Below are 22,314 nucleotides of genomic sequence, written 5' to 3'. Positions count from 1 at the left end.
TCTACCCCCGTAGATTTGCAAATAACAGGCCACTCAACTTCCGGCCGGGCTCATGTTGGTATTCCTTCCCGCTTCACCTGCGGCACCTCGATGCCGAGCGCGCGGAATTGCTGACATGGGTTCATGAATTCGCGCTGGAGCCTGATCTTTCCGTTCTCAAAACGGAAGTAATGGATGAAGTGGTTCTCGTAGAACCCCTCCGAGTAGCCAGGGAAAAGAATCTTCCCTCGCCCGTTGCACTCGACCCAGAACTGATTCGGGTCCTGCGTGTCAAAGATCTCGATGTCGACCCACGTCCAGTCGGGGAAGCACTTCAGGGACCAGACCGCGTGCTCGCCGAGCCTGTCCCGGCCGCTGATCACGATAGGTTCACCGGTCTCGGTGGTCCAGAGGCCGCCTTGGCCGTCTTCGGTGAACAATTCATGCCGTCGCAAACGATCCTGTCCGCGGGTGTTCATGTACTGCTCGACGATCCGGCGATTCGCTTCACGGTCGCCGGTAATTGCGTCGGGTGATACCGTTTCCGTTTTGCTCATGTTTATCGACCTCGCGACTTCGGAAAGGAAAGTCGAGTTGTTTCGGAGATTTCCGTGGAATGTTTACTCAGGACGCGTGCAGTTGAGTTTCGGGCAATTTACCGAGGAGTAGCCAGCGGTCGCAAATATGCGTTGCCTCATAGACGTGCGCGCGTTGCGCCGTAGCGTGATGAAGTCTTCTCGGTAACGTCTCGTGACGTTCTGTGATATTCGTTCAGGCGGTACGGCCGTGCTCGAGCTGGAGCAGGACGAGGGCGGCTCGGGCGATGCGGGTGATGGCGGCTGGGTCGAGGCTGACCTGCGCGGGGCCTTGAAAGTGACCGTCCTCGCTCGACGTCCGGAGGCCGACACAGCTCCAGACCCTCGCGGACGCCGGACAAGTCTTCTGGCTTCGAGAGCTGACGGTCCCCCCGAGTTCCAGAACCAGGGTCTCGGCAGAAAAATCCACGACACCGTGATTACGGGGCGCGCGGAGAGTGCCACCACTCTGACGTGCATCATCGACAACCAGCCAGCCCACGATGCCTACCTGCGATGGGGGTACACGGTGATGGGGGAGATCAAGCATGCCCCCGAATCGCCGGTCCGGCCGTCCGATGGGCGACCTCCATATGACCGCCCCTTCCTCTCCTGTCTCCCCTGCCGCCAAGGTGGACTCCTACTTCGACCCGGCGTGCCCCTTCGCCTGGATCACCTCCCGCTGGATTCTTGAGGTGAGCCAGCAGCGCGAACTGGACCTGAGATTCAGGGTGATGAGCCTCTACATACTCAACGAGAACCGCGAACTCCCTGACTGGTACCGCGAACTCGTCGACACGTCACTCAGCCTCGTCCGGATCTGCGTCGCCGCCGAGCAGCGGTACGGCAACCAGGTGCTGCCCGCCCTCTACACCGCGCTCGGCACCCGCATCCACAACGGCGGGGACAAGAACTTCACGAGCGTCGCCCGGCAGGCACTGGCAGAGGTGGGCCTGCCGTCCTCCCTGATGGCCGCCGCGGACAACGACGAACACGACGAGACACTGCGCAAGAGCCACCACGTGGGAATGGACCCGGTCGGCGAGAACGTGGGCACACCCACCCTCCACATCGACGGCGTGGCCTTCTTCGGCCCCGTCCTCAACTCGATCCCACGCGGCGAGGAAGCCGCCCGCATCTTCGACGGCGCCCGCGCCCTCGCCAACTACCCCGACTCGCACCAGCCCGCCGTACGGCTGCGTCGAAGGCGACGATCGACTTCTGCCGCCGGTACGGGTCAGCAGCCGCGTAGTGAACCTGGACGGGCATTATCAGTGGCCGCGTGGACGAGCCGACCGCCTGCAATGGCACCCTCCTCTTCCCTCTCGGCACTTCCGCGCCCTCCCGCTCCGGCTCGGCGGCCGGCGCGATGGCCTGGGCCACCATCTCCGGCGCCACCAGGTGCAGGGCCTCCTCCTCGTGCATCCCGATCCGCTCGGCAACGGAACGCAGCAGGAGAGTCGCCACGTCCCGGACCGCCACCGGCTCGACTACGACTCCACGGGTCAGCAAGACTGCGCTCGTCTGCGCGACCAGAGACACCACGCCCCGCCGATCCGAGGTGCCTGCCGACCCGACCCGCTCCGGCCCCAGCGGACAGTCCGCCTCCCCGCCCTGCGCGTTCCCCGGAGCAGCCTGTCTGCGCTCCCGCGTCCGAATGCGCTCCCCTGCAACTACACGGGAGCCCCGCGCCGCTTCCGACAGCCGCCCATCATCCTCAGGGGAAAGAAAAAGTCCCAGGTCAGAAGCATTCGACCTGGGACTTGAGAAGAGCCGCCTTCGGGATTCGAACCCGAGACCTACGCATTACGAGTGCGTTGCTCTGGCCATCTGAGCTAAGGCGGCGCGCCGTCCGCACTATGGTGCGATCAGCAACGTCGGTAAGTCTACACAGTTTCCGGGGGTGCTTCGTACCGGCCCCGGAGCGGGGTGCTTCGAGGCCGGTCGCAGGGCTATGAGCAGCGCTTTCCGGCGGGTGGCGGGGTGCCCTGGAGGAGGTAGGTGTCGATCGCCGAGTCGATGCAGGTGCTGCCGCGGCCGTAGGCGGTGTGGCCGTCGCCGACGTACGTCAGGAGGCGGGCCGAGGAGAGCTGCCGGGCCAGGGACTGCGCCCAGGGGTAGGGGGTCGCCGGGTCGCGGGTGGTGCCGACCACGACGACGGGAGCCGCGCCCTTCGCCAGGATCCGGTGCGGTTCGCCCGTGGCCTTCACCGGCCAGTACGCGCAGTTCAGCGAGGCCCAGGCCAGGCCCTCGCCGAACACCGGGGAGGCCTTCTCGAACGCCGGCAGGTCCTTCTCCACCTGCTCGGGGCTGGTGAACGCGGCTGGCAGGTCGAGGCAGTTCACGGCGGCGTTGGCCATCATCAGGTTGCTGTAGTGGCCCCCCGCGCCGCGTTCGTAGTAGCTGTCGGAGAGGGCGAGCAGGCCCGCGCCGTCGTTCTCCTTCATCGCCGACGACAGGGCCTCGCGCAGCTGCTCCCACGTGCCCTGGTCGTACATCGCCGCGATCACCCCGGTGGTGGCCAGCGCCTCGCCGACCTGTCGGCCGTCCTTGTCGCCGGCCGGGACGGGGTGGGCGTCCAGCTTGCGGAAGAAGGCCTTGAGGTGGTCGCCGACCTGGGCGGGTGTCGTGCCCCGGCCGCCGAGCGGGCAGTCCGGCTGGCGTACGCAGTCCTCGGCGAACGCCTGGAACGCCGTCTCGAAGCCCGCCGTCTGATCCAGGTTCATCCTGCGCGCGCCGAGGGCCGGGTCCATCGCGCCGTCCAGGACCAGGCGGCCCGCCCGCTGCGGGAACAGCCCGGCGTAGGTCGCCCCGAGGAAGGTGCCGTACGACGCGCCCACGTAGTTCAGCTTCGGTTCGCCGAGGACCGCCCGCAGGATGTCCATGTCCCGCGCGGCCTCGACCGTGGACACGTGCCGCAGCAGCCGCGCGGAGTGGGCTCCGCAGCTCTCCGCGAACTTCTTGTACGCCGTGACCAGCGCGTTCGTCTCCCGCTGGTCGTCGGGCGTGCTGTCCGTCTCGGTGTACGCGTCCATCTGGCGGCCGTCGAGGCACTCGACGGGCTCGCTGCGGGCGACGCCCCGCGGGTCCATGGCGACCATGTCGTAGCGAGCGCGGATCCCGGCCGGGTAGCCGATGCCCGCGTAGCTCTGGAGATAGGCGATCGCCGAGCCCCCCGGACCGCCCGGGTTGACCAGCAGCGAGCCGAGCGGCTTGCCCGTGCCGGTGGCCTGCTTGCGGGCGACGGCGAGCCGGACGTCACCCGAGCCCGGTTCGGCGTAGTCCAGCGGGGCCTTCATCGTCGCGCACTGGAAGCCGGAGACACCGCAGTTGCGCCACTGCAGCCGCTGCCCGTAGTACGGCGCCAGCGCGGACGGCGTCGCGCGCGGCAGCGCGGCCAGCGTCGCGTCCGCCGACTCTCCGACGGACGAGCTCGAACTCCCGGAGGAACAGGCGGACACGAGCAGCGCGGCGGACACGAGCAGCGTGGTCGTGAGGCGGGCGACCGTGGTTCGGGTGCGGCGGGAGGACCGGGCTCGGGTCCGGCGGAGGGAGGGCCTGGTGTGCATCATCCGAGCGTAACGCTGCGCGATGATCTGGGTGCGCTGCGTGTGCAGCGTGGCTCGTACGGGGGACGCCCGTCAACGCCCGGGTGCCCCGCTCACCCCGGTCACCCCGCCCGCAGCGCCATCGTCATCGCCTCGACCGCCAGCAGCGGGGCCACGTTGCGGTCCAGGGCCTCGCGGCAGGCGGCGATCGCCTCGATGCGGCGGAGGGTGGACTCGGGGGTGCTGCCGCGGGCCAGGCGCTCCAGGGCGTCCTCGGTGTCGGCGTTGGCGATCGCCACGCGGGAGCCGAGCTGGAGGGCGAGGACGTCGCGGTAGAAGCCGGTGAGGTCGCCGAGGGCGATGTCGAGGCTGTCGCGCTGCGTGCGGGTTCTGCGGCGCTTCTGCATGTCCTCGAGGTCCTTGATCACGCCCGCCGTGCCGCGCGGCAGCCGGCCGCCCTGCGTCGCGCCGAGTGCCGCCTTCAGCTCCTCCGTCTCCTTGCCGTCCATCTCCTCGGCGAGCTGCTTGGCGTCCTCGGCGGCGGCGTCGACCAGCTCCTGGGCGGCTCTGAGGCACGCCCCGACCTCGTCCAGGCGCAGCGGCAGCTTCAGGACGGCGCCGCGGCGCTCGCGGGCCGCCGGGTCGGTTGCCAGGCGGCGGGCGCGGTCGACGTGGCCCTGGGTGGCGCGGGCGGCGGAGGCGGCGACGGCGGGCTCGATGCCGTCGCGGCGTACGAGCATGTCGGCGACGGCGTCGACCGACGGCGTGCGCAGGTTCAGGTGGCGGCAGCGGGAGCGGATGGTCGGCAGGACGTCCTCGACGGAGGGGGCGCACAGCAGCCAGACCGTGCGGGGGGCGGGCTCCTCGACGGCCTTGAGGACGGCGTTGGCCGACTTCTCGTTGAGCCGCTCGGCGTCCTCGACCAGGATGATCTGCCAGCGGCCGTTCGCCGGGGCGGTGAACGACTTGCGGACCGTGTCCCGCATGTCCTTCACCAGGATCTCGGCGCCGACGGCGGCGACGGTGGTGACGTCCGCGTGGGTGCCGAGCAGCGCGGTGTGGCAGCCGTCGCAGAAGCCGCAGCCGGGGGTTCCGCCGAGGGCACGGTCGGGGCTCACGCACTGCAGGGCCGCGGCGAAGGCCCGCGCCGCCTGGTTCCGGCCCGCTCCGGGCGGGCCCGTGAACAGCCAGGCGTGGGTCATCTTCGATGCCTCGGGCAGCGGCTGGTCCGCCGCTGCGGCGGTGACGAGGGCGTCGGCGTCCCGCGCGGCGGCGTCGAGCACCGCGCTCACCTTCTCCTGCCCGACGAGGTCGTCCCACACGGTCATGGGTCACGCCGCCCTTCCGTCACACTCCGCGTTCCGGGATCCATTGTGCGGGTCGGCACTGACAACGCGGGGCGGCGCCCGTCGGAACCCCGACGGGCGCCGCCCCGGTGAGACCTCGCTCAGCCGCGTCGGCCTCGGCCACGGCCCGGGCGGTCCTGGTCCTCGCCGGGTTCGCCGTACCCGTCGTACTCCTGCTCGTCGTACGAACCCAGCAGCTCGTCCGCCAGCGACGGCAGGTCGTCCAGCGGGGTCTCCTCGGCCCATTCGGGGCGCGGCCGGCGGCGCGGCCGGCCGTCGGCGTCGAGCTGCGGCATCTCACGCGTGCGGTCCTCGGAGCCGTCGGGGCCCGCGGCGGGCCGCTCGTCCCGGAAGAAACCGGGCGGCACCCGGTCCGCCGGGTCGCCACCACGCACGGAAGGCAGTACGGCGGTCTCGTCGGCCGGCCCCGGGGAGACCGCCGGCAGGACCGCGGTCTCGTCGGCGGCGCCCGGCGTCACCTGGGGCAGCACGGTCGTCTCGTCCGCCGCCCCGGGATCCGGCGGCTGCGGCAGCTCGGCCGTCACCTCGGAATCGGCCGCCCCGGCAGAGCGGGCGTCGCGCTCCGCGCGCGCGTCCTCGCGTACGGGCCGCGGCACCGCCGTCTCGTCCGCACCCGGCGACACGACCGGATTCGGAACCGTCTCCTCGACGCCCGGCGACACCACCGGTGTCGGCACGGTCACCGCGTCGGGCGTCACACTCGGGGCCGCCGGGCGCGGCGCGCTGGGCTTGCGAGCGGCCACGTCGGCCGCCGCCGCGGCCTCGGCCGCCTCGCGGCGGGCCGCCTCGGCCAGCAGCAACGCCTCCTCGGCCTTCCGCTGCTTCTCCTGGCGGCGCGCCTCAGCCTCCGCGCGCAGCCGCGCCTCTTCCTCGGCCTGCTTGCGGCGCCGCTCCTCCTCGGCCCGGCGGCGGGCCTCCGCCTCGGCGCGGGCCTTCTCCTCCGCGAGGAGCCGCTGCCGCTCCTCCTCGGCTCGGCGGCGCGCTTCCTCGGCCCGCTGCCGGGCCTCCTCCGCCTGCCGTTCGGCCTCGCGGCGCTGCGCCTCCTCCAGCTCGCGGCGCTTGCGCTCCTCCTCCTCGGCGCGCAGCCGGGCCAGCTCCTCCTGGCGCTCGCGCTCCAGGCGCTCCTCCTCGGCCTTGCGCGCGGCCTCTTCCTCGGCCTTGCGGCGCGCTTCCTCCTCGGCCTGCCTGCGCGCCTCCTCCTTGGCCTTGATCTCGGCCTCGGACAGCGGCAGCACGGTGTCGAGCCGGTGCCGGATCACCGTGGTGACGGCCTCGGGCTCCTGTCCGGCGTCCACGACCAGATAGCGGCCCGGGTCGGAGGCGGCGAGCGTGAGGAAACCGGCCCGCACGCGCGCGTGGAACTCGGCGGGCTCCGACTCCAGCCGGTCGGGGGCCTCCGTGAACCGCTCGCGCGCGGTCTCCGGGGGGACGTCCAGCAGGACGGTGAGGTGCGGGACGAGTCCGGCGGTCGCCCAGCGGTTGATGCGGGCGATCTCGGTCGGGGACAGGTCGCGGCCGGCGCCCTGGTAGGCGACGGACGAGTCGATGTAGCGATCGGAGATGACCACCGCGCCGCGCTCCAGGGCGGGGCGTACGACGGTGTCGACGTGCTCGGCCCGGTCGGCGGCGTACAGCAGCGCCTCCGCGCGGTGCGACAGGCCCGCCGAGGAGACGTCCAGCAGGATCGAGCGCAGCCGCTTGCCCACGGGGGTGGCCCCCGGCTCGCGGGTGAGCACGACCTCGTGGCCCTTGGCGCGGATCCACTCGGCGAGGGCCTCGGCCTGGGTGGACTTCCCGGCGCCGTCGCCGCCCTCCAGGGCGATGAAGAAGCCGTTCGTCGCGGGGGCCTGGACCGGGTCGTCGCCGCCGAGCAGCGCGTCCTTGAGGTCCTGCCGCAGCGGCACGCCGGAGCGGTCGTCGACCTTGGCGAGCACCAGCGCGGCCACCGGCAGCAGCAGCGCGCCGACCAGTATCAGCGTGAAGGCGGCACCGCCGTGCCCGAACACGAACCGGCCGTGCTCCAGGTGGTGCGGCCCGATGAGCGCCGCGACCAGGGGCGCGATCAGCGCACCGAGCGCTATGAAGACCCGGACCACCGCGTGCAGGTGCTCGGTGGTGCGCGCCCGGCGGTATTCCTCGGTCTCCTGGTCCAGCAGGGTGTGCCCGGTGTTGGCGGCCACGCCCGCGCCGGTACCGGCCAGCGTGACGATCAGCAGCACCGTGGTGACGTCCGGGACGAGCCCGGCGGCCAGCAGGGCGACACCGGTGAAGGCGATCGCGAGGGCGAGGAGCCGGCGGCGCGAGAGCGAGGGCAGCAGCGCGGGCGCCGTACGGACGCCGACGGCGACGCCGCCGGTCAGGCCGAGCACCAGCAGGCCGTACAGGACCGGGCCGCCGCCCAGGTCCTTGGCGTGCAGCACGCACACGGCGACGGCGGCCGAGATCGCGCCCGCCACGGCGGCGCAGGCCAGGACGAGCAGCGGAATGGCCCCCGTACGGCCCTTGTCCACACCCGTGCCGGTGCGCGGGCGGCGCAGGCCCTCCAGCGGTGACCGCGGGCGCGGGGTACGCGTGCCGGGCAGCTCCAGGAAGGTCAGCACGGACAGGGAGGCGGCGAACAGGCCGGCCGCCACATACGCCCCGAGGGCCGCGTGGTGCTGGTCGAACCAGGAGACGCCGGTGCCCAGCAGGTTGTTCAGCAGAGCGGCCACGACGAGCGCCGCCGCGGCCAGCGGGACCGCCAGGAAGCTGGTGCGCAGCGCGAGGCGGCGCAGGGCGTCCAGGTGGTCCGGCAGCGGCCGTACCGTCGCCCCCTCCGGGGGCGGGGCGGGCAGCAGGGCGGGGGCCGCGCTCTCCCGGCACACCGTCCACAGCCGCTCGGCGACGCCGGTGACGAAGGCGGTGACCAGCAGGACGGCGAGTGCGTTGTCCGGGGTCCAGTCGATCCACAGGGGCGCGACGATCAGCAGCGCGGCGCGCAGGCCGTCGGCGCCGACCATGGTCCAGCGCCGGTCGAGCGGGCCCTCGTGCCCGGTGAGCGAGGTCAGCGGGCCGAGGAGGACCGCGCCGAAGAGCAGGGTCGCGAGGATCCGGGCCCCGAAGACGGTCGCCACTGCGAACGCCACGCCCCGGTAACCACCGCCGAACGAGCCCTGGGCGATCGCCGCCTGAAGAGCGAGGACGACCAGCACGAGCAGCGCGAGGGTGTCGCCGACACCGCTGACGAGCTGCGCGCTCCACAGTCGCCTCAGCTCGGGTCGGCGCAGCAGGGAACGGACGGCGCGCTCACGGGAGTCCGCGACGAGGGCGTCGTCGGGCGCCGTGGCGTCGTCCGGTGCTGTGGGGTGGGCCGTTGGCTGCTCGGCTCGCGTCATGCTTTCAGCCTATCGGCAGCCACCGACAGCCTGCTCCGGCCGCCCGGAGTTGCGCAGGCGCCGACACCGAAGCGATGCCAAGGCGTTCTCTTCGCGAACCCGAGCGAACGAGTCCGGACACGGCGAAGGCGGCCCTCTGTCGTCGAGGGCCGCCCCCACCACCTGAACCGTCAGTCCTCCGCGCCGGAAGCCGTCGCCTTCTTCGCGGTGGTCTTCTTGGCGGTCGTCTTCTTCGCGGCGGCCGTCGTCTTCTTCGCCGCCGTCTTCTTGGCGACGGTCTTCTTCGCCGGGGCCGCCTTCTTCGCCGGGGCCTTCTTCGCCGTCTTCTTGGCGGGCCCCTTCGCGCGCTTCTCGGCGAGCAGCTCGAAGCCGCGCTCCGGGGTGATCGTCTCGACACTGTCGCCGGAGCGCAGGGTCGCGTTGGTCTCGCCGTCGGTGACGTACGGGCCGAAGCGGCCGTCCTTGACCACGACCGGCTTGCCGGAGACCGGGTCCTCGCCCAGCTCCTTCAGCGGCGGCTTGGCGGCGGCCCGCCCACGCTGCTTCGGCTGGGCGTAGATCGCCTGGGCCTCCTCCAGCGTGATCGTGAAGATCTGGTCCTCGGACTGCAGCGAACGCGAGTCCGTGCCCTTCTTCAGGTACGGGCCGTAGCGGCCGTTCTGCGCGGTGATCTCGACACCGTCGGCGTCGGTGCCGACGACGCGCGGCAGCGACATCAGCCTGAGCGCGTCCTCCAGGGTCACCGTGTCCAGCGACATGGACTTGAAGAGCGAGGCGGTGCGCGGCTTGACCGCGTTCTTCCCCGTCTTCGGCGTGCCCTCGGGGAGGATCTCCGTGACGTACGGGCCGTAGCGGCCGTCCTTGGCGACGATCTGGTGGCCGCTCTCCGGGTCGGTGCCCAGCTCGAAGTCACCGCTCGGCTTGGCCAGCAGTTCCTCGGCCAGCTCGACGGTCAGCTCGTCCGGCGCCAGGTCGGCCAGGATGTCGGCGCGCTGGTGCTCCTCGGTGTCCTTCTCGCCGCGCTCGATGTAGGGGCCGTAGCGGCCGACCCGCAGCACGATGTCGTTGCCCACCGGGAACGACGACACCTCGCGCGCGTCGATCGCGCCCAGGTCGGTCACCAGCTCCTTGAGACCGCCGAGGTGGTCGCCGTCGCCGTTGCCGGCCTCGGCGGCGCCCGTCGCCTCGCCCTCACCGAAGTAGAAGCGCTTCAGCCACGGCACGGCCCGGGCCTCACCGCGGGCGATGCGGTCGAGGTCGTCCTCCATCTTGGCGGTGAAGTCGTAGTCGACGAGCCGCCCGAAGTGCTTCTCCAGGAGGTTGACGACGGCGAAGGACAGGAAGGACGGCACCAGGGCCGTGCCCTTCTTGAACACGTAGCCGCGGTCGAGGATCGTGCCGATGATCGACGCGTACGTCGACGGGCGGCCGATCTCGCGCTCTTCCAGCTCCTTGACCAGGGAGGCCTCGGTGTAGCGGGCCGGGGACTTGGTGGCGTGGCCGTCGACGGTGATCCCCTCGGCGGACAGCGCGTCCCCCTCGGCGACCTGCGGCAGCCGGCGCTCGCGGTCGTCCAGCTCGGCGTTCGGGTCGTCGGCACCCTCGACGTAGGCCTTCAGGAAGCCGTGGAAGGTGATCGTCTTGCCCGAGGCGCTGAACTCGACGTCGCGGCCGTCGGCGGCGGCGCCGCCGATCTTCACGGTCACGCTGTTGCCGGTCGCGTCCTTCATCTGGGAGGCGACGGTCCGCTTCCAGATCAGCTCGTAGAGCTTGAACTGGTCGCCGGTCAGGCCGGTCTCGGCGGGAGTGCGGAAACGATCACCCGAGGGGCGGATCGCCTCGTGGGCCTCCTGGGCGTTCTTGACCTTGGCGGCGTACGTGCGCGGCTGCGGCGGCAGGTAGTCGGCGCCGTACAGCTGCGTGACCTGGGCGCGGGCCGCGGCGATCGCGGTGTCGCTCAGCGTCGTGGAGTCCGTACGCATGTACGTGATGTAGCCGTTCTCGTACAGCTTCTGCGCGACCTGCATCGTGGCCTTCGCGCCGAAGCCGAGCTTGCGGCTCGCCTCCTGCTGCAGCGTCGTCGTACGGAACGGGGCGTACGGCGAGCGGCGGTACGGCTTGGACTCGACGGAGCGCACGGAGAAGCGGGTGTTCTCCAGGGCGGCGGCGAGGGCGCGGGCGGTCGCCTCGTCGAGGTGGAGGATGTTCGCGCTCTTGAGCTGTCCCAGGGAGTCGAAGTCGCGGCCCTGCGCGATCCGCCTGCCGTCGACGGTCTGCAGGCGGGCGACCAGCGACGACGGGTCCGAGGAGTCCCCCGCGCGGCCGGTCGCGAAGGTGCCCGTCAGGTCCCAGTACTCGGCAGAACGGAAGGCGATGCGCTCGCGTTCCCGCTCGACGACGAGACGCGTCGCCACGGACTGCACGCGGCCGGCGGACAGCCGGGGCATGACCTTCTTCCACAGGACCGGCGAGACCTCGTAGCCGTAGAGGCGGTCGAGGATGCGGCGGGTCTCCTGGGCGTCGACCAGCTTCTGGTTGAGCTGGCGCGGGTTGGCCACGGCCTCGCGGATCGCGTCCTTGGTGATCTCGTGGAACACCATGCGCTTGACGGGGATCTTCGGCTTGAGGACCTCCTGGAGGTGCCAGGCGATGGCCTCGCCCTCCCGGTCCTCATCGGTGGCCAGGAACAGCTCGTCGGAGTCCTTCAGGAGGTCCTTGAGCTTCTTGACCTGGGCCTTCTTATCGGCGTTGACCACATAGATCGGCTGGAAGTCATGTTCGACATCCACACCGAGGCGGCGGACCTCGCCGGTGTACTTCTCGGGCACCTCGGCGGCGCCGTTGGGAAGGTCACGGATGTGCCCGACGCTCGCTTCGACTACGTAGCCGGGGCCGAGGTAGCCCTTGATCGTCTTCGCCTTGGCAGGCGACTCGACGATGACAAGTCGGCGGCCGCCCTGTGCGGTCTCGCTGGTCGGGGACAACTTGGCTCTTCTCTCCGGTCGACGCTGGGGCCTCCCCAGGCCTTCGTCCCGGGGTCGCGGCGTACTGCTGGCACGTGTGACGCTGCGGAGTGTGACGGTACATCCCGCTCCCGTGTCAAACGGGAAAAGCCCACAACGGCCACTCGAACGGTAACCCGACTACCGCCATTCCTGCCGCCCGGAGTGACCGGTACCCCTTCGTCCCCTGTCCGGAGCGTGTTGCTCCCCTTACTCTCGCGACACCTCCGTGACCCTGCCCACGCCGACGTCAGAGGCGGGTGAGGCAGTACACGCCGAGCCCCAGCGCGACGAGCGAGACGGCGCCCGCGAGGGTTGCCGATGCGACCTGGTTCACACCGTGGGCGACCGGCTCCCGGCGCCGCAACCGGGTGACCGTCCACCCCAGCAGGGCGCCCCCGAACAGGGCGAACACCGCTCCCGCGAAGATCGCCGGTCCGCTCTCCATGACCCCGCCCACCCCTTCCGTACCGCCCGTCCGCCCAGCGCGGGGAGAGTGGCACGCTTGGGAGGCGAGCGGGCGACATCGGGGTGAACCGAGGGTCAACGAGTTACCGAACGCGCGATCGAACGATGCCCGGGCGGGCCCGACCAGACCGGCTCCGCGTAATTTTCCAGCCGTTTTACGACGCCCACGCGCTCCCGCCACGGCAGCAGCGCGCTCCCGGCCCGTGCCACCGGCATACGGCGACGGTCCGGAAGCGGGCTGCGGCGGCCTGCGCAGCCCGCGTACGACGGCCGGCCCGGCCGCCGGGCCCGGCTCAGCGCACCGGCTCCAGGAACCCCTGTTCCACCAGCAGCCGGATCTGCGCGGGCGTGCGGTCGCGGAGCGACACCGGGTCCTCGCCGACCAGTTGGGCGATGGCGTCCAGGATGACGCCCGCGCTCAGCGTGCCGTCGCACACGCCCGCGAAGCCGGCGCCGACCGTGTCCACCTTCGTGGCCCGGCGCATGCCGCGGTGCTGGCGCAGCACCACGTGCTCCGGATCCTCGGCACCGGGCAGTCCTACCTGCTCCTGGACCACCTCGGCGGCGAGCTTGAAGTGGCTTTCGAGCAGCGCCGCGTCGTCGTGCTCCCGGAGGTAGTCGACGCGGTCGAAGTGCGCCCGGATGGTGTCCCCGAGGGGCTGTTCGACCGGGTGCGGCCACTCCTCCACGGTGACCGTGGGCTCGGCCGCGCCAGTCCTGCGCAGGGTGATCCAGCCGAAGCCCACCGCCCTGACCTTGCGCGCCTCGAACTCGTCGAGCCAGGCGTCGTAGCGCGCCTGGTACTCCGCCGGGTCCTGGCGGTGGTCACCGGCGTCCCTCAGCCACAGCTCGGCGTACTGCGTGATGTCCTGCACCTCGCGCTGCACGATCCAGGCATCGCACCCGCGCGGCACCCATGACCTGAGCCTGTCCTGCCAGTCCTCCCCTGCCACGTGCTGCCAGTTGGCGAGAAACTGCGCGAACCCGCCCTCGTTCAGCCGTTCCCCCGCCTGCTGAACGAGCGAGCGGCACAGATCGTCCCCGCTCATTCCGCCGTCGCGGTACGTCAGCCGGGCGCCGGGAGAGATGACGAAGGGCGGGTTGGACACGATGAGGTCGAACTTCTCGTCGTCCCGCACCGGTTCGAAAAGCGAGCCCTCGCGCAGCTCGGCGGCGGGCGCGCCGGAGAGCGCGAGGGTGAGCGCGGTGATGTGCAGCGCGCGCGGGTTGAGGTCGGTGGCGGTCACGCGCGTGACGTGCTGGGCGGCGTGCAGCGCCTGGATGCCGGAGCCGGTGCCCAGGTCGAGGGCGGCGGCGACGGGCGTGCGCACGGTGATGCCGGCCAGCGTCGTGGAGGCGCCGCCGACACCCAGCACGACGCTCTCGTCCCGCTGTCCGATGCCTCCCGCGCCACCCACCGCGCAGCCCAGGTCGGACACGATGAACCAGTCCTCGCCGCCGGGACCGCCGTACGGCCGTACGTCCACGGTCGCGGCCACCTCGTCGCCGCCCACGCGCGTGAGCCACCCGGCCTCCAGGGCCTCCTCGACCGGCAGAACGGCCGCCACGCGCGCGTGGGGCACCGGTTGCTGGAGCAGGAACAGCCGTACGAGGGTCTCCAGCGGCGTGTCGCCGCGGGTGGCGCGCAGGGCGGGCACGGTCTCGCTGCGGGCCAGCGCCGCGTACGCGGGGGCGCCGAGCAGATCGAGCAGGCCGTCGGCGGTGAAGGAGGCGGCGAGCAGCGCCTCGCGCAGCCGTGCGGCGGCTGCGGGGCTGTCGGAGGCGGGCAGGGGGGCGAGTCCGGAGTCAGTCACGCCCCCATTGTGGCCCGCGAAGGCGGCCTCAGCCGGTCGTCGCGGGCGCCGCCGAGCCCAGCTTCTTGCAGCTGGGCTGCTGGGCGATCGCGTTCTGGACGTCGCCCTGCTCCAGGTTCTTGAGCGCCTCGGTGCCGCTCTTGTTCTTGGTCTCCAGCTCCGTCATCTGCGCGGCCACGTCGTGCAGGCCCTTGGCGAACTTCGCCTGGTTCTTGGTGTTGAGCGCGTCGACCTTCTTCTTCAGGTCGGCGTACGAGGTGGAGAGGCCGCTGAGGTTCCTGACCACGTCCTGCTGCCGCTTGGCGCCGCCCTCGATCCCGGGGGGCGCGCCGGCGTTGCTGATGGCGGCGGCAAGCGCCTTGTAACCGTCGGCCATGTCCTGGAAGGCCTTCGAGTCCGTCTTCTGGATGGTCGCGGGCGGGTTGGTGGTGTCCGCGGCCGTCTTGGCGATCGCGGCGTTCGCGGCCTTGATCTTCGCGTCCTGTGCGGGCACCGCGTCGCACACCGTCTTGGCCCAGGCCACCATCTTGGGGTCGGGCCCGCTGTCCTTGCTGCTGGTGCATCCCGACAGCGCTGCCACTACCAGTACCGCACCGCCGGACAGTGCGGCCGCGAGCTTCTTGTTCACCGGATCGGTCCCTTCCATGGCTCTCGGGCCCCCGGAATCTACACGGCGGACCGAGTCCCTCCATATTCTGAATGCCCCCTAAGGAACCTTTTGCGACCATTTGCACCGAGAGAGAGAAGGCTCACGACGTGGCCGAGGCCACACACGACGACGGGCGGGCGGCGCGTCAGCACGCGCCGCCCGCCCGCCCGTTGAGCAGGTCTTCTCCGGACGGCCTATGAAACCACCGCAGGATCGGTCGAGTTGGCGACCCGCTCCGCGCTCCCCTCTTCGTCGCCCACGGTGATGCCACGCCGCTTGGAGACGTAGACCGCGCTGACGATCACCACGAGCGCGAGGACCGCGATCGCGATCCGTACGCCGACGCTCTTGTCCTCGCCGTAGGAGAACTTGATCACCGCGGGCGCGATGAGCAGCGAGACCAGGTTCATGACCTTCAGCAGCGGGTTGATCGCCGGTCCGGCGGTGTCCTTGAAGGGGTCGCCGACCGTGTCGCCGATCACCGTGGCCGCATGGGCCTCGCTGCCCTTGCCGCCGTGATGACCGTCCTCCACCAGCTTCTTGGCGTTGTCCCAGGCGCCACCGGAGTTGGCGAGGAACACGGCCATGAGCGTGCCCGAGCCGATCGCGCCGGCGAGGTAGGAGCCGAGCGCGCCGACGCCGAGCGTGAACCCGACGAAGATCGGCGCCATGACGGCGAGCAGTCCGGGTGTGGCCAGCTCCCGCAGGGCGTCCTTGGTGCAGATGTCGACGACCTTGCCGTATTCGGGCGTCTCCGTGAAGTCCATGATCCCGGGCTTCTCGCGGAACTGCCGCCGCACCTCGAACACGACCGAACCGGCCGACCGGGACACGGCGTTGATGGCGAGTCCGGAGAAGAGGAAGACGACCGCGGCGCCCGCGATGAGGCCGACCAGGTTGTTGGGCTGCGAGATGTCCAGCGACAGGCTCAGCGGCGCACCCGGCCCGGTGAGCTTCACGCCCACGTCCTGCACGTTGGTGGTGATCGCGTCCCGGTAGGACCCGAACAGCGCCGACGCCGCGAGGACGGCGGTGGCGATCGCGATGCCCTTGGTGATGGCCTTCGTGGTGTTGCCGACCGCGTCCAGGTTGGTGAGCACCTGCGCGCCCGCGCCCTGGACGTCGCCGGACATCTCGGCGATGCCCTGCGCGTTGTCGGAGACCGGCCCGAAGGTGTCCATGGCGACGATCACGCCGACCGTGGTGAGCAGGCCGGTGCCGGCCAGGGCGACCGCGAACAGCGCCAGCATGATCGACGTACCGCCGAGCAGGAACGCGCCGTACACGCCGAGCCCGATGAGCAGGGCGGTGTAGACGGCCGACTCCAGGCCGACCGAGACGCCGGCGAGGACGACGGTGGCCGGACCCGTGAGGGAGGTCTTGCCGATGTCCCTGACCGGGCGGCGGTTGGTCTCGGTGAAGTAGCCGGTCAGCTGCTGGATGACGGCGGCGAGCAGGATGCCGATGGCCACCGCGACCAGAGCGAGGATCCGCGGGTCGCCGCTCTTGGCCCGGATCGCCGCGTCTGTGACGCCGTCGAGCCTGTGGTACGACGACGGCAGGTAGACGAAGACCGCGATCGCGACCAGCGCCAGCGAGATCACCGCCGAGATGAAGAAGCCGCGGTTGATCGCGGTCATGCCGCTGCGGTCGCTGCGCCGCGGGGCGACCGCGAAGATGCCGATCATCGCGGTGAGGACGCCGATCGCGGGCACCAGCAGCGGGAAGGCGAGCCCGGAGTCGCCGAACGCGGCCTTGCCGAGGATCAGCGCGGCCACCAGGGTCACGGCGTACGACTCGAAGAGGTCGGCCGCCATGCCCGCGCAGTCGCCGACGTTGTCGCCCACGTTGTCGGCGATGGTCGCGGCATTGCGCGGGTCGTCCTCCGGAATGCCCTGCTCGACCTTGCCGACCAGGTCGGCGCCGACGTCGGCGGCCTTGGTGAAGATGCCGCCGCCCACACGCATGAACATGGCGATCAGGGCGGCGCCGAGGCCGAAGCCCTCCAGCACCTTCGGCGCGTCGGCCGCGTACACCAGCACCACACAGGAGGCGCCCAGCAGGCCGAGCCCCACCGTGAACATGCCGACGACGCCGCCCGTGCGAAATGCGATCTTCATCGCGGTGTGCGAGACGGTGGTGAGATCCTTTTGCGGCTCGCCTTCGGCCGGGGTGGCTTCCCGTGCTGCGGCGGCGACCCGCACATTGCTGCGCACGGCGAGCCACATGCCGATATAACCGGTGGCCGCCGAGAAGGCCGCACCGATCAGGAAGAACACCGATCGTCCGGCCCGCTGATTCCAGTCGTCCGCGGGCAGCAGCATGAGCAGGAAGAACACCACGACGGCGAATACGCCGAGCGTGCGCAACTGCCGGGCCAGATAGGCGTTGGCGCCTTCCTGGACCGCCGCCGCGATCTTCTTCATGCTGTCGGTGCCCTCGCCCGCCGCGAGCACCTGACGGACCAGGATCCCGGCGACCACGAGCGCCGCCAGCGCGACGGCGGCGATGACCACCACCAGGACGCGGTTGTCGTGGGTCAGGACCGCGGCTGCGAGAGTTGTGGGATGGCCCAACTGATGAGGGGTAGAAAGCCCCGCCATTCGTCCTCCTTGACGCTTGGGCTGAGCTCAAGATGTGGACGGATTGTAGGTACCCCGGAGTGATCTAAACAGGGCACGGTAAACAGAATTGGCTGTGACGTGCTCTTCAGCAAACCCGAACGAGGTAACGCCTCAAAGGCATTGACGGCCGCATTGACGCTTGATCGAATTATCAGGCTATTGATCGTGAATTTCTTCACGAATTCGGAGTGCCGCGGGAAACAGTCGGCGGAAACACGACAAGGGCCCTGCTCAGCAGGGCCCTTGTGAGGTCGCGGGGTGGCTCAGACGAGCGCGGCGGCAGGCGGTGCGGTCGGCCAGGTCATGCGGATCAGCCCGCCGTTCTCCCCGGTGGTGACCTTCACGTCGTCGACGAGGCCGCTGATGACCGCGAGGCCCATCTCGTCCTCCTCGGCCTCCGCCTCGGCCTCCTCGCCGGCCGCGCCGTCACCGGGGACGGCGTGCGGGGCCTCGTCGCCGACCTCGATGGAGAACTGCTTCTCCTCCTCGATCAGCGCCACCTTCACGGGCGCGGTGATACCGCTGCTCTGGTGCAGTCCGACGGCACGGGAGCAGGCCTCGCCCACGGCGAGCCGGACCTCGTCCAGGACGGCCTCGTCCACCCCGGCCCTGCGCGCCACCGCTGCCGCCACCAGCCGGGCGGTACGGACGTGCTCGGGCAGCGCGCTGAAGCGGAGTTCGACGGTGGCCATGCATCCCCCTCGCGACTACGGGCGTGCGTTCGAGGGCCGGGCCGCCGAGAGCCCGACCCCCCTGATGAACTTCTGTGCCCCGGCCGGACAGGCCCGAGGCGGACCGGGCCTGCCGACGTCCGGGCCGGTCGGCGGCCCGGGGTCGGCGGATGGCCCGGAGGGTCAGTCGGTGGCCGCCACCGCTTCCTCGACCGAGGTGTGGATCGGGAACACCTTGGTGAGACCGGTGATACGGAAGATCTTGAGAATGCGCTCCTGGTTGCAGACCAGGCGCAGCGAGCCCTCATGGGCACGCACCCGCTTCAGGCCGCCCACCAGCACGCCGAGCCCGGTGGAGTCGAGGAAGTCGACGCCCTCCATGTCGACGACGAGGTGGAAATTCCCGTCGTTGACCAGCTCGACCAGCTGCTCACGCAACTTGGGCGCGGTATATACGTCGATTTCGCCTCCGACCTCGACGACCGTGCGATCGCCGACGGTACGGGTCGACAGGGACAGGTCCACGGATCCTCCAGCACCTTGCTATCGAGCGGGTCACCCCTCGGGACACCTCGGCTTGCGGCCCCCGGGGCGCTTCGCCAGCCGCGATGGCATTCAATCACTTACAGCAGGCGTGCACGACGCCTTGGCCCCATTGTCCGCCACGCCAGTGACACACTCGGTGCCGATGGCCAAGAATCACCGATCCGATCGATCCCCGGCGGACCCGGCTTCCCGCCCGTCTCCGGGCGCGGTCCTGCACCGGCTCGCCTCCGGGCCGAGCCGGGCTGCGCGCATCACTCATACGGAGCACTTGCCCCCGCGCGCGGGCCGCCATGCCGTCTGGCCTGACCGGATTCGGTCCGAGGTGATCGCGGCCGTCCGGGCGCGCGGCATCGAGCACCCCTGGGCGCACCAGGCGCTGGCCGCCGAGCACGCCCTGGACGGGGACTCGGTGGTCGTCGCCACCGGCACCGCCTCCGGCAAGTCCCTCGCCTACCTCGTGCCCGTCCTGTCCACCCTCCTGGACGGCTCCGAGGCCCCCAACGGCCGTGGCGCCACCGCTCTCTATCTCGCGCCCACCAAGGCGCTCGCGGCGGATCAGTGCCGGTCGGTGAAGGAACTTTCACAACCCCTGGGCGCCGCCGTACGCCCGGCCGTGTACGACGGCGACACCCCGTTCGAGGAACGCGAGTGGATCCGCCAGTACGCCAACTACGTCCTCACCAACCCCGACATGCTCCACCGGGGCATATTGCCGTCCCACCCCCGCTGGTCCTCCTTCCTGAAGTCGCTCAAGTACGTCGTGATCGACGAGTGCCACACCTACCGGGGTGTCTTCGGCTCGCACGTTGCCCAGGTGCTGCGCCGGCTGCGCCGCCTGTGCGCGCGCTACGGCGCCTCGCCCGTCTTCCTGCTGGCCTCCGCGACCGCGGCCGAGCCCGCCGTCGCCGCCGGCCGGCTGACCGGCCTGCCGGTGGTCGAGGTCGCCGACGACGCCTCCCCGCGCGGGGAACTCGTCTTCGCCCTCTGGGAGCCCCCGCTCACCGAGCTGCACGGCGAGAAGGGTGCGCCCGTACGGCGTACCGCCACCGCCGAGACCGCCGACCTGCTGACCGACCTCACGGTGCAGGGCGTGCGCTCGGTCGCCTTCGTGCGCTCCCGGCGCGGCGCCGAGCTGATCTCGGTGATCGCCCAGGAGAAACTGGCCGAGGTAGACCGCTCCCTGGTCCGGCGTGTCGCGGCCTACCGCGGCGGCTACCTCCCCGAGGAGCGCCGCGCCCTGGAGCGTGCCCTGCACTCCGGCGAACTCCTCGGCCTGGCCGCCACCACGGCCCTGGAGCTGGGCGTGGACGTCTCCGGCCTGGACGCCGTGGTGATCGCCGGGTATCCGGGCACACGCGCCTCCCTGTGGCAGCAGGCGGGCCGCGCGGGCCGCTCCGGACAGGGCGCCCTGGCGGTCCTGGTCGCCCGCGACGACCCCCTGGACACCTTCCTCGTCCACCACCCCGAGGCCCTGTTCGACCAACCGGTGGAATCGACGGTCCTCGACCCCGACAACCCCTACGTCCTCGCCCCGCACCTGTGCGCCGCCGCCGCGGAGCTCCCGCTGACCGAGGAGGACCTGGACCTGTTCGGCCCCGCCTGCGCGGAGCTGCTGCCGCAGCTGGAGGCCGCGAAGCTGCTGCGCCGCCGGACCAGGGCCTGGCACTGGACACGCCGGGAGCGGGCCGCCGACCTGACCGACATCCGCGGCGCGGGCGGGCGCCCGGTCCAGGTCGTGGAGGCCGGCACGGGACGCCTGCTGGGCACGGTCGACGCCGGTGCCGCGCACTCCACGGTGCACGAGGGCGCGGTGCACCTGCACCAGGGCCGCACCTATCTGGTGCGCTCCCTCGACCTGGAGGACTCGGTGGCCCTGGTCGAGCAGGCCGACCCGCCGTACTCGACGGTCGCCCGCGACACGACGTCGATCGCCGTCCTGGAGACGGACACCGAGATCCCCTGGGGCACCGGCCGCCTGTGCTACGGCTCCGTCGAAGTCACCAACCAGGTCGTCTCCTTCCTCCGCAGGCGCCTGATCACGGGCGAAGTACTGGGCGAGACGAAACTCGACCTCCCTCCTCGTACGCTGCGCACACGCGCGGTGTGGTGGACGGTCACGGAGGACCAGCTGGACGAGGCCCGGATCAACCCGGAGATCCTCGGCGGCTCCCTGCACGCCGCCGAGCACGCCTCGATCGGCATGCTGCCCCTCTTCGCGACCTGCGACCGCTGGGACATCGGCGGCGTCTCCGTGCCGCTCCACCCCGACACCCTCCTTCCCACGGTCTTCGTCTACGACGGCCACCCCGGCGGCGCGGGCTTCGCCGAGCGCGCCTTCCACACCGCCCGTGCCTGGCTGGCCGCCACCCGCGAGGCCATCGGCTCCTGCGAGTGCGAGGCCGGCTGCCCGTCCTGCATCCAGTCCCCCAAGTGCGGCAACGGCAACGAGCCGCTGCACAAGAGGGGCGCGGTACGACTCCTCACGGTCCTGCTGCGAGGGGCACCGGAGCAGCCGGAGCCTTCGGCTCGGCAGCCGCGAGAGGATTCGACGGCGGGTTAGGCCGTTCGGGTGAGATGCCGAGGGTGGGGCGGGGCGGAAACGGCTCCCGGAGGCGGCCGTGCACCCCGGCCGGAGGCTGCGACGCCACCGGACCCGCCGGGCCCGCTCTCGCCCTGACCTCCGCCGCGAAGGGCCCCCGGCCCGAGGCCGCGGTCACGTCCGAGGTCTCGCCCACGAGCGCGCACCGCACCAGCCGCACGCCCTGGGCCGCGGCCACCCGACTCGCGCGGGCACAGGCCTCCGTGCCGCCCTCGGCCCAGTGGTCCGCCGCCGCGAGCGCTGCCAGATCCGCTGCGCCGGCCGCCCGGTGCCGGACGACGACGGCCTGCCCGAGGGCGAGCACGACGCCGAACACCACACACAGCAGGGCGATCGCCCCAAGGCTCCAGACGGTCGCGGAGCCCCGGTCGGAGCCGGCCCGGTCGGCCCCGGACCCGCAGCCGCGCGAGCCGTCCCCGCGCCCGAGTTTCATGGCCCCGCCCCTTTCGTCCCCACGGTCTCCTCGGCCAGCGCCACGGCCTCCTCCCGTACCTCGAACGGCAGTCCGCTCAGCACCGGCGGCTTGGCCACCACCGTCACCCGGACCTGGTCGCCCTCGTGCCCCACGGTCACCCGCGCCCCGCGCGGTGCCGCGTCCCGGGTCACCCTCAGCACCGCCTCGGCCGGGTCCTGGCGGGCCGCGGACCGGGCGCCCGCGCGGGCGGCGTCCACGCACTGGATCTGGGCGGCCACCACGAGCAGCCCCCAGACCAGCGCCATGGTGAACGCCACCAGCACGGACAGCACCACGGCCGCCTCGGCGGTCACGAACCCCCGGTCCCCCGCTCGCTCACATCCGCGCACTGAGCGCTCGCTTCACGATGGCCTGCAGCTCCGCCTTCACTTGGCCGCTCGTGACGACCTCGTAGAGCAGCAACGCGAACCCGACTGCCGCGATGATCCCCATCGCGTACTCGGACGTCACCATCCCCGCGTCCCGTCCCGCGCCCCGGCGGCACGTCCCCCACAGCCACGCCGCGGCTTGCCTGGCCGTCGTACGCACCCTGCCCGTCCTGCTGATCTTCGTGCTCATCTCAACCCCCATGAGGTTCAGTCCTGTTGTGCTTCTCTGCTGTTCTTCGTGTTCACGTGTGCTCG

15 protein-coding genes, 1 tRNA gene and 2 pseudogenes are annotated in these 22,314 nt (G+C 71.4%); 2 read left to right on the top strand and 16 right to left on the bottom strand.

All coding sequences use genetic code 11. The features are described 5' to 3' along the window. Positions 1-50: 50 nt before the first annotated feature. Positions 51-536: a PhzA/PhzB family protein gene (locus ACWD35_RS25645; protein WP_451353633.1), complete on the bottom strand. Its 486-nt coding sequence runs from the start codon at positions 534-536 to the stop codon at positions 51-53. Positions 537-750: 214 nt separating this feature from the next. Further along, a pseudogene (locus tag ACWD35_RS25640) lies at positions 751-837 on the bottom strand (IS5/IS1182 family transposase); the annotation flags it as partial. 310 nt (positions 838-1,147) lie between these two features. Here ACWD35_RS25640 and ACWD35_RS25635 point away from each other — a divergent pair. Beyond that, positions 1,148-1,726: pseudogene (locus tag ACWD35_RS25635) on the top strand (mycothiol-dependent nitroreductase Rv2466c family protein); the annotation flags it as partial. A gap of 599 nt (positions 1,727-2,325) precedes the next feature. Here ACWD35_RS25635 and ACWD35_RS25630 read toward each other — a convergent pair. The 11 genes from ACWD35_RS25630 to bldG form a co-directional block, all read right to left on the bottom strand. After that, positions 2,326-2,399 (bottom strand) — tRNA-Thr (locus ACWD35_RS25630). 107 nt (positions 2,400-2,506) lie between these two features. Beyond that, a complete protein-coding gene (locus ACWD35_RS25625; protein WP_451353632.1) occupies positions 2,507-4,123 on the bottom strand; it encodes an alpha/beta hydrolase in 1,617 nt (538 codons plus the stop codon). A 101-nt stretch (positions 4,124-4,224) separates the two neighbouring features. Continuing rightward, entirely contained in the window at positions 4,225-5,430 is a 1,206-nt protein-coding gene (locus tag ACWD35_RS25620; RefSeq protein WP_451353631.1) for a DNA polymerase III subunit delta', read from the bottom strand. Between the two features lie 119 nt (positions 5,431-5,549). Then, positions 5,550-8,843: a dTMP kinase gene (gene tmk, locus ACWD35_RS25615; protein WP_451353630.1), complete on the bottom strand. Its 3,294-nt coding sequence runs from the start codon at positions 8,841-8,843 to the stop codon at positions 5,550-5,552. A gap of 170 nt (positions 8,844-9,013) precedes the next feature. Beyond that, positions 9,014-11,827, bottom strand: a complete 2,814-nt coding sequence (gene topA, locus ACWD35_RS25610; RefSeq protein ID WP_451353629.1) for a type I DNA topoisomerase — start codon at positions 11,825-11,827, stop codon at positions 9,014-9,016. A gap of 268 nt (positions 11,828-12,095) precedes the next feature. Beyond that, entirely contained in the window at positions 12,096-12,293 is a 198-nt protein-coding gene (locus ACWD35_RS25605) for a hypothetical protein (protein WP_451353628.1), read from the bottom strand. Between the two features lie 313 nt (positions 12,294-12,606). Further along, complete coding sequence (locus ACWD35_RS25600) at positions 12,607-14,127, bottom strand: DUF7059 domain-containing protein (RefSeq protein ID WP_451353627.1); 1,521 nt, start codon at positions 14,125-14,127, stop codon at positions 12,607-12,609. A 28-nt stretch (positions 14,128-14,155) separates the two neighbouring features. Next, entirely contained in the window at positions 14,156-14,773 is a 618-nt protein-coding gene (locus ACWD35_RS25595; protein ID WP_451353626.1) for a small secreted protein, read from the bottom strand. Between the two features lie 197 nt (positions 14,774-14,970). After that, complete coding sequence (locus ACWD35_RS25590; protein ID WP_451353625.1) at positions 14,971-17,379, bottom strand: sodium-translocating pyrophosphatase; 2,409 nt, start codon at positions 17,377-17,379, stop codon at positions 14,971-14,973. A 284-nt stretch (positions 17,380-17,663) separates the two neighbouring features. Further along, complete coding sequence (locus tag ACWD35_RS25585) at positions 17,664-18,092, bottom strand: ATP-binding protein (protein WP_451353624.1); 429 nt, start codon at positions 18,090-18,092, stop codon at positions 17,664-17,666. Positions 18,093-18,254: 162 nt separating this feature from the next. Further along, entirely contained in the window at positions 18,255-18,596 is a 342-nt protein-coding gene (gene bldG / locus ACWD35_RS25580) for an anti-sigma factor antagonist BldG (RefSeq protein ID WP_010986038.1), read from the bottom strand. A gap of 163 nt (positions 18,597-18,759) precedes the next feature. On the opposite strand from bldG, the gene ACWD35_RS25575 reads away from it, so the two are divergent. Further along, complete coding sequence (locus tag ACWD35_RS25575) at positions 18,760-21,177, top strand: DEAD/DEAH box helicase (RefSeq protein ID WP_451353623.1); 2,418 nt, start codon at positions 18,760-18,762, stop codon at positions 21,175-21,177. On the opposite strand, the gene ACWD35_RS25570 is transcribed toward ACWD35_RS25575, so the two are convergent. The 3 genes from ACWD35_RS25570 to ACWD35_RS25560 are packed head-to-tail and all read right to left on the bottom strand — an operon-like array spanning position 21,098 to position 22,249. Beyond that, positions 21,098-21,649 (bottom strand): Rv3654c family TadE-like protein, encoded by a 552-nt coding sequence (locus ACWD35_RS25570; RefSeq protein WP_451353622.1) that lies wholly within the window; start codon positions 21,647-21,649, stop codon positions 21,098-21,100. The two genes, ACWD35_RS25575 and ACWD35_RS25570, sit on opposite strands and share 80 nt — an antisense overlap. After that, positions 21,646-21,984 (bottom strand): TadE family type IV pilus minor pilin, encoded by a 339-nt coding sequence (locus ACWD35_RS25565; RefSeq protein ID WP_451353621.1) that lies wholly within the window; start codon positions 21,982-21,984, stop codon positions 21,646-21,648. Before ACWD35_RS25565 ends, ACWD35_RS25570 begins: the two co-directional genes overlap by 4 nt. Before the next feature lie 22 nt (positions 21,985-22,006). Further along, positions 22,007-22,249: a DUF4244 domain-containing protein gene (locus ACWD35_RS25560; RefSeq protein WP_451353620.1), complete on the bottom strand. Its 243-nt coding sequence runs from the start codon at positions 22,247-22,249 to the stop codon at positions 22,007-22,009. Positions 22,250-22,314 lie beyond the last annotated feature (65 nt).

The sequence above is a fragment of the Streptomyces sp. NPDC002671 genome (assembly GCF_053592475.1).
Note: the sequence above shows the minus strand (reverse complement) of the source record. Positions and strands in the feature narration are given on the sequence as shown.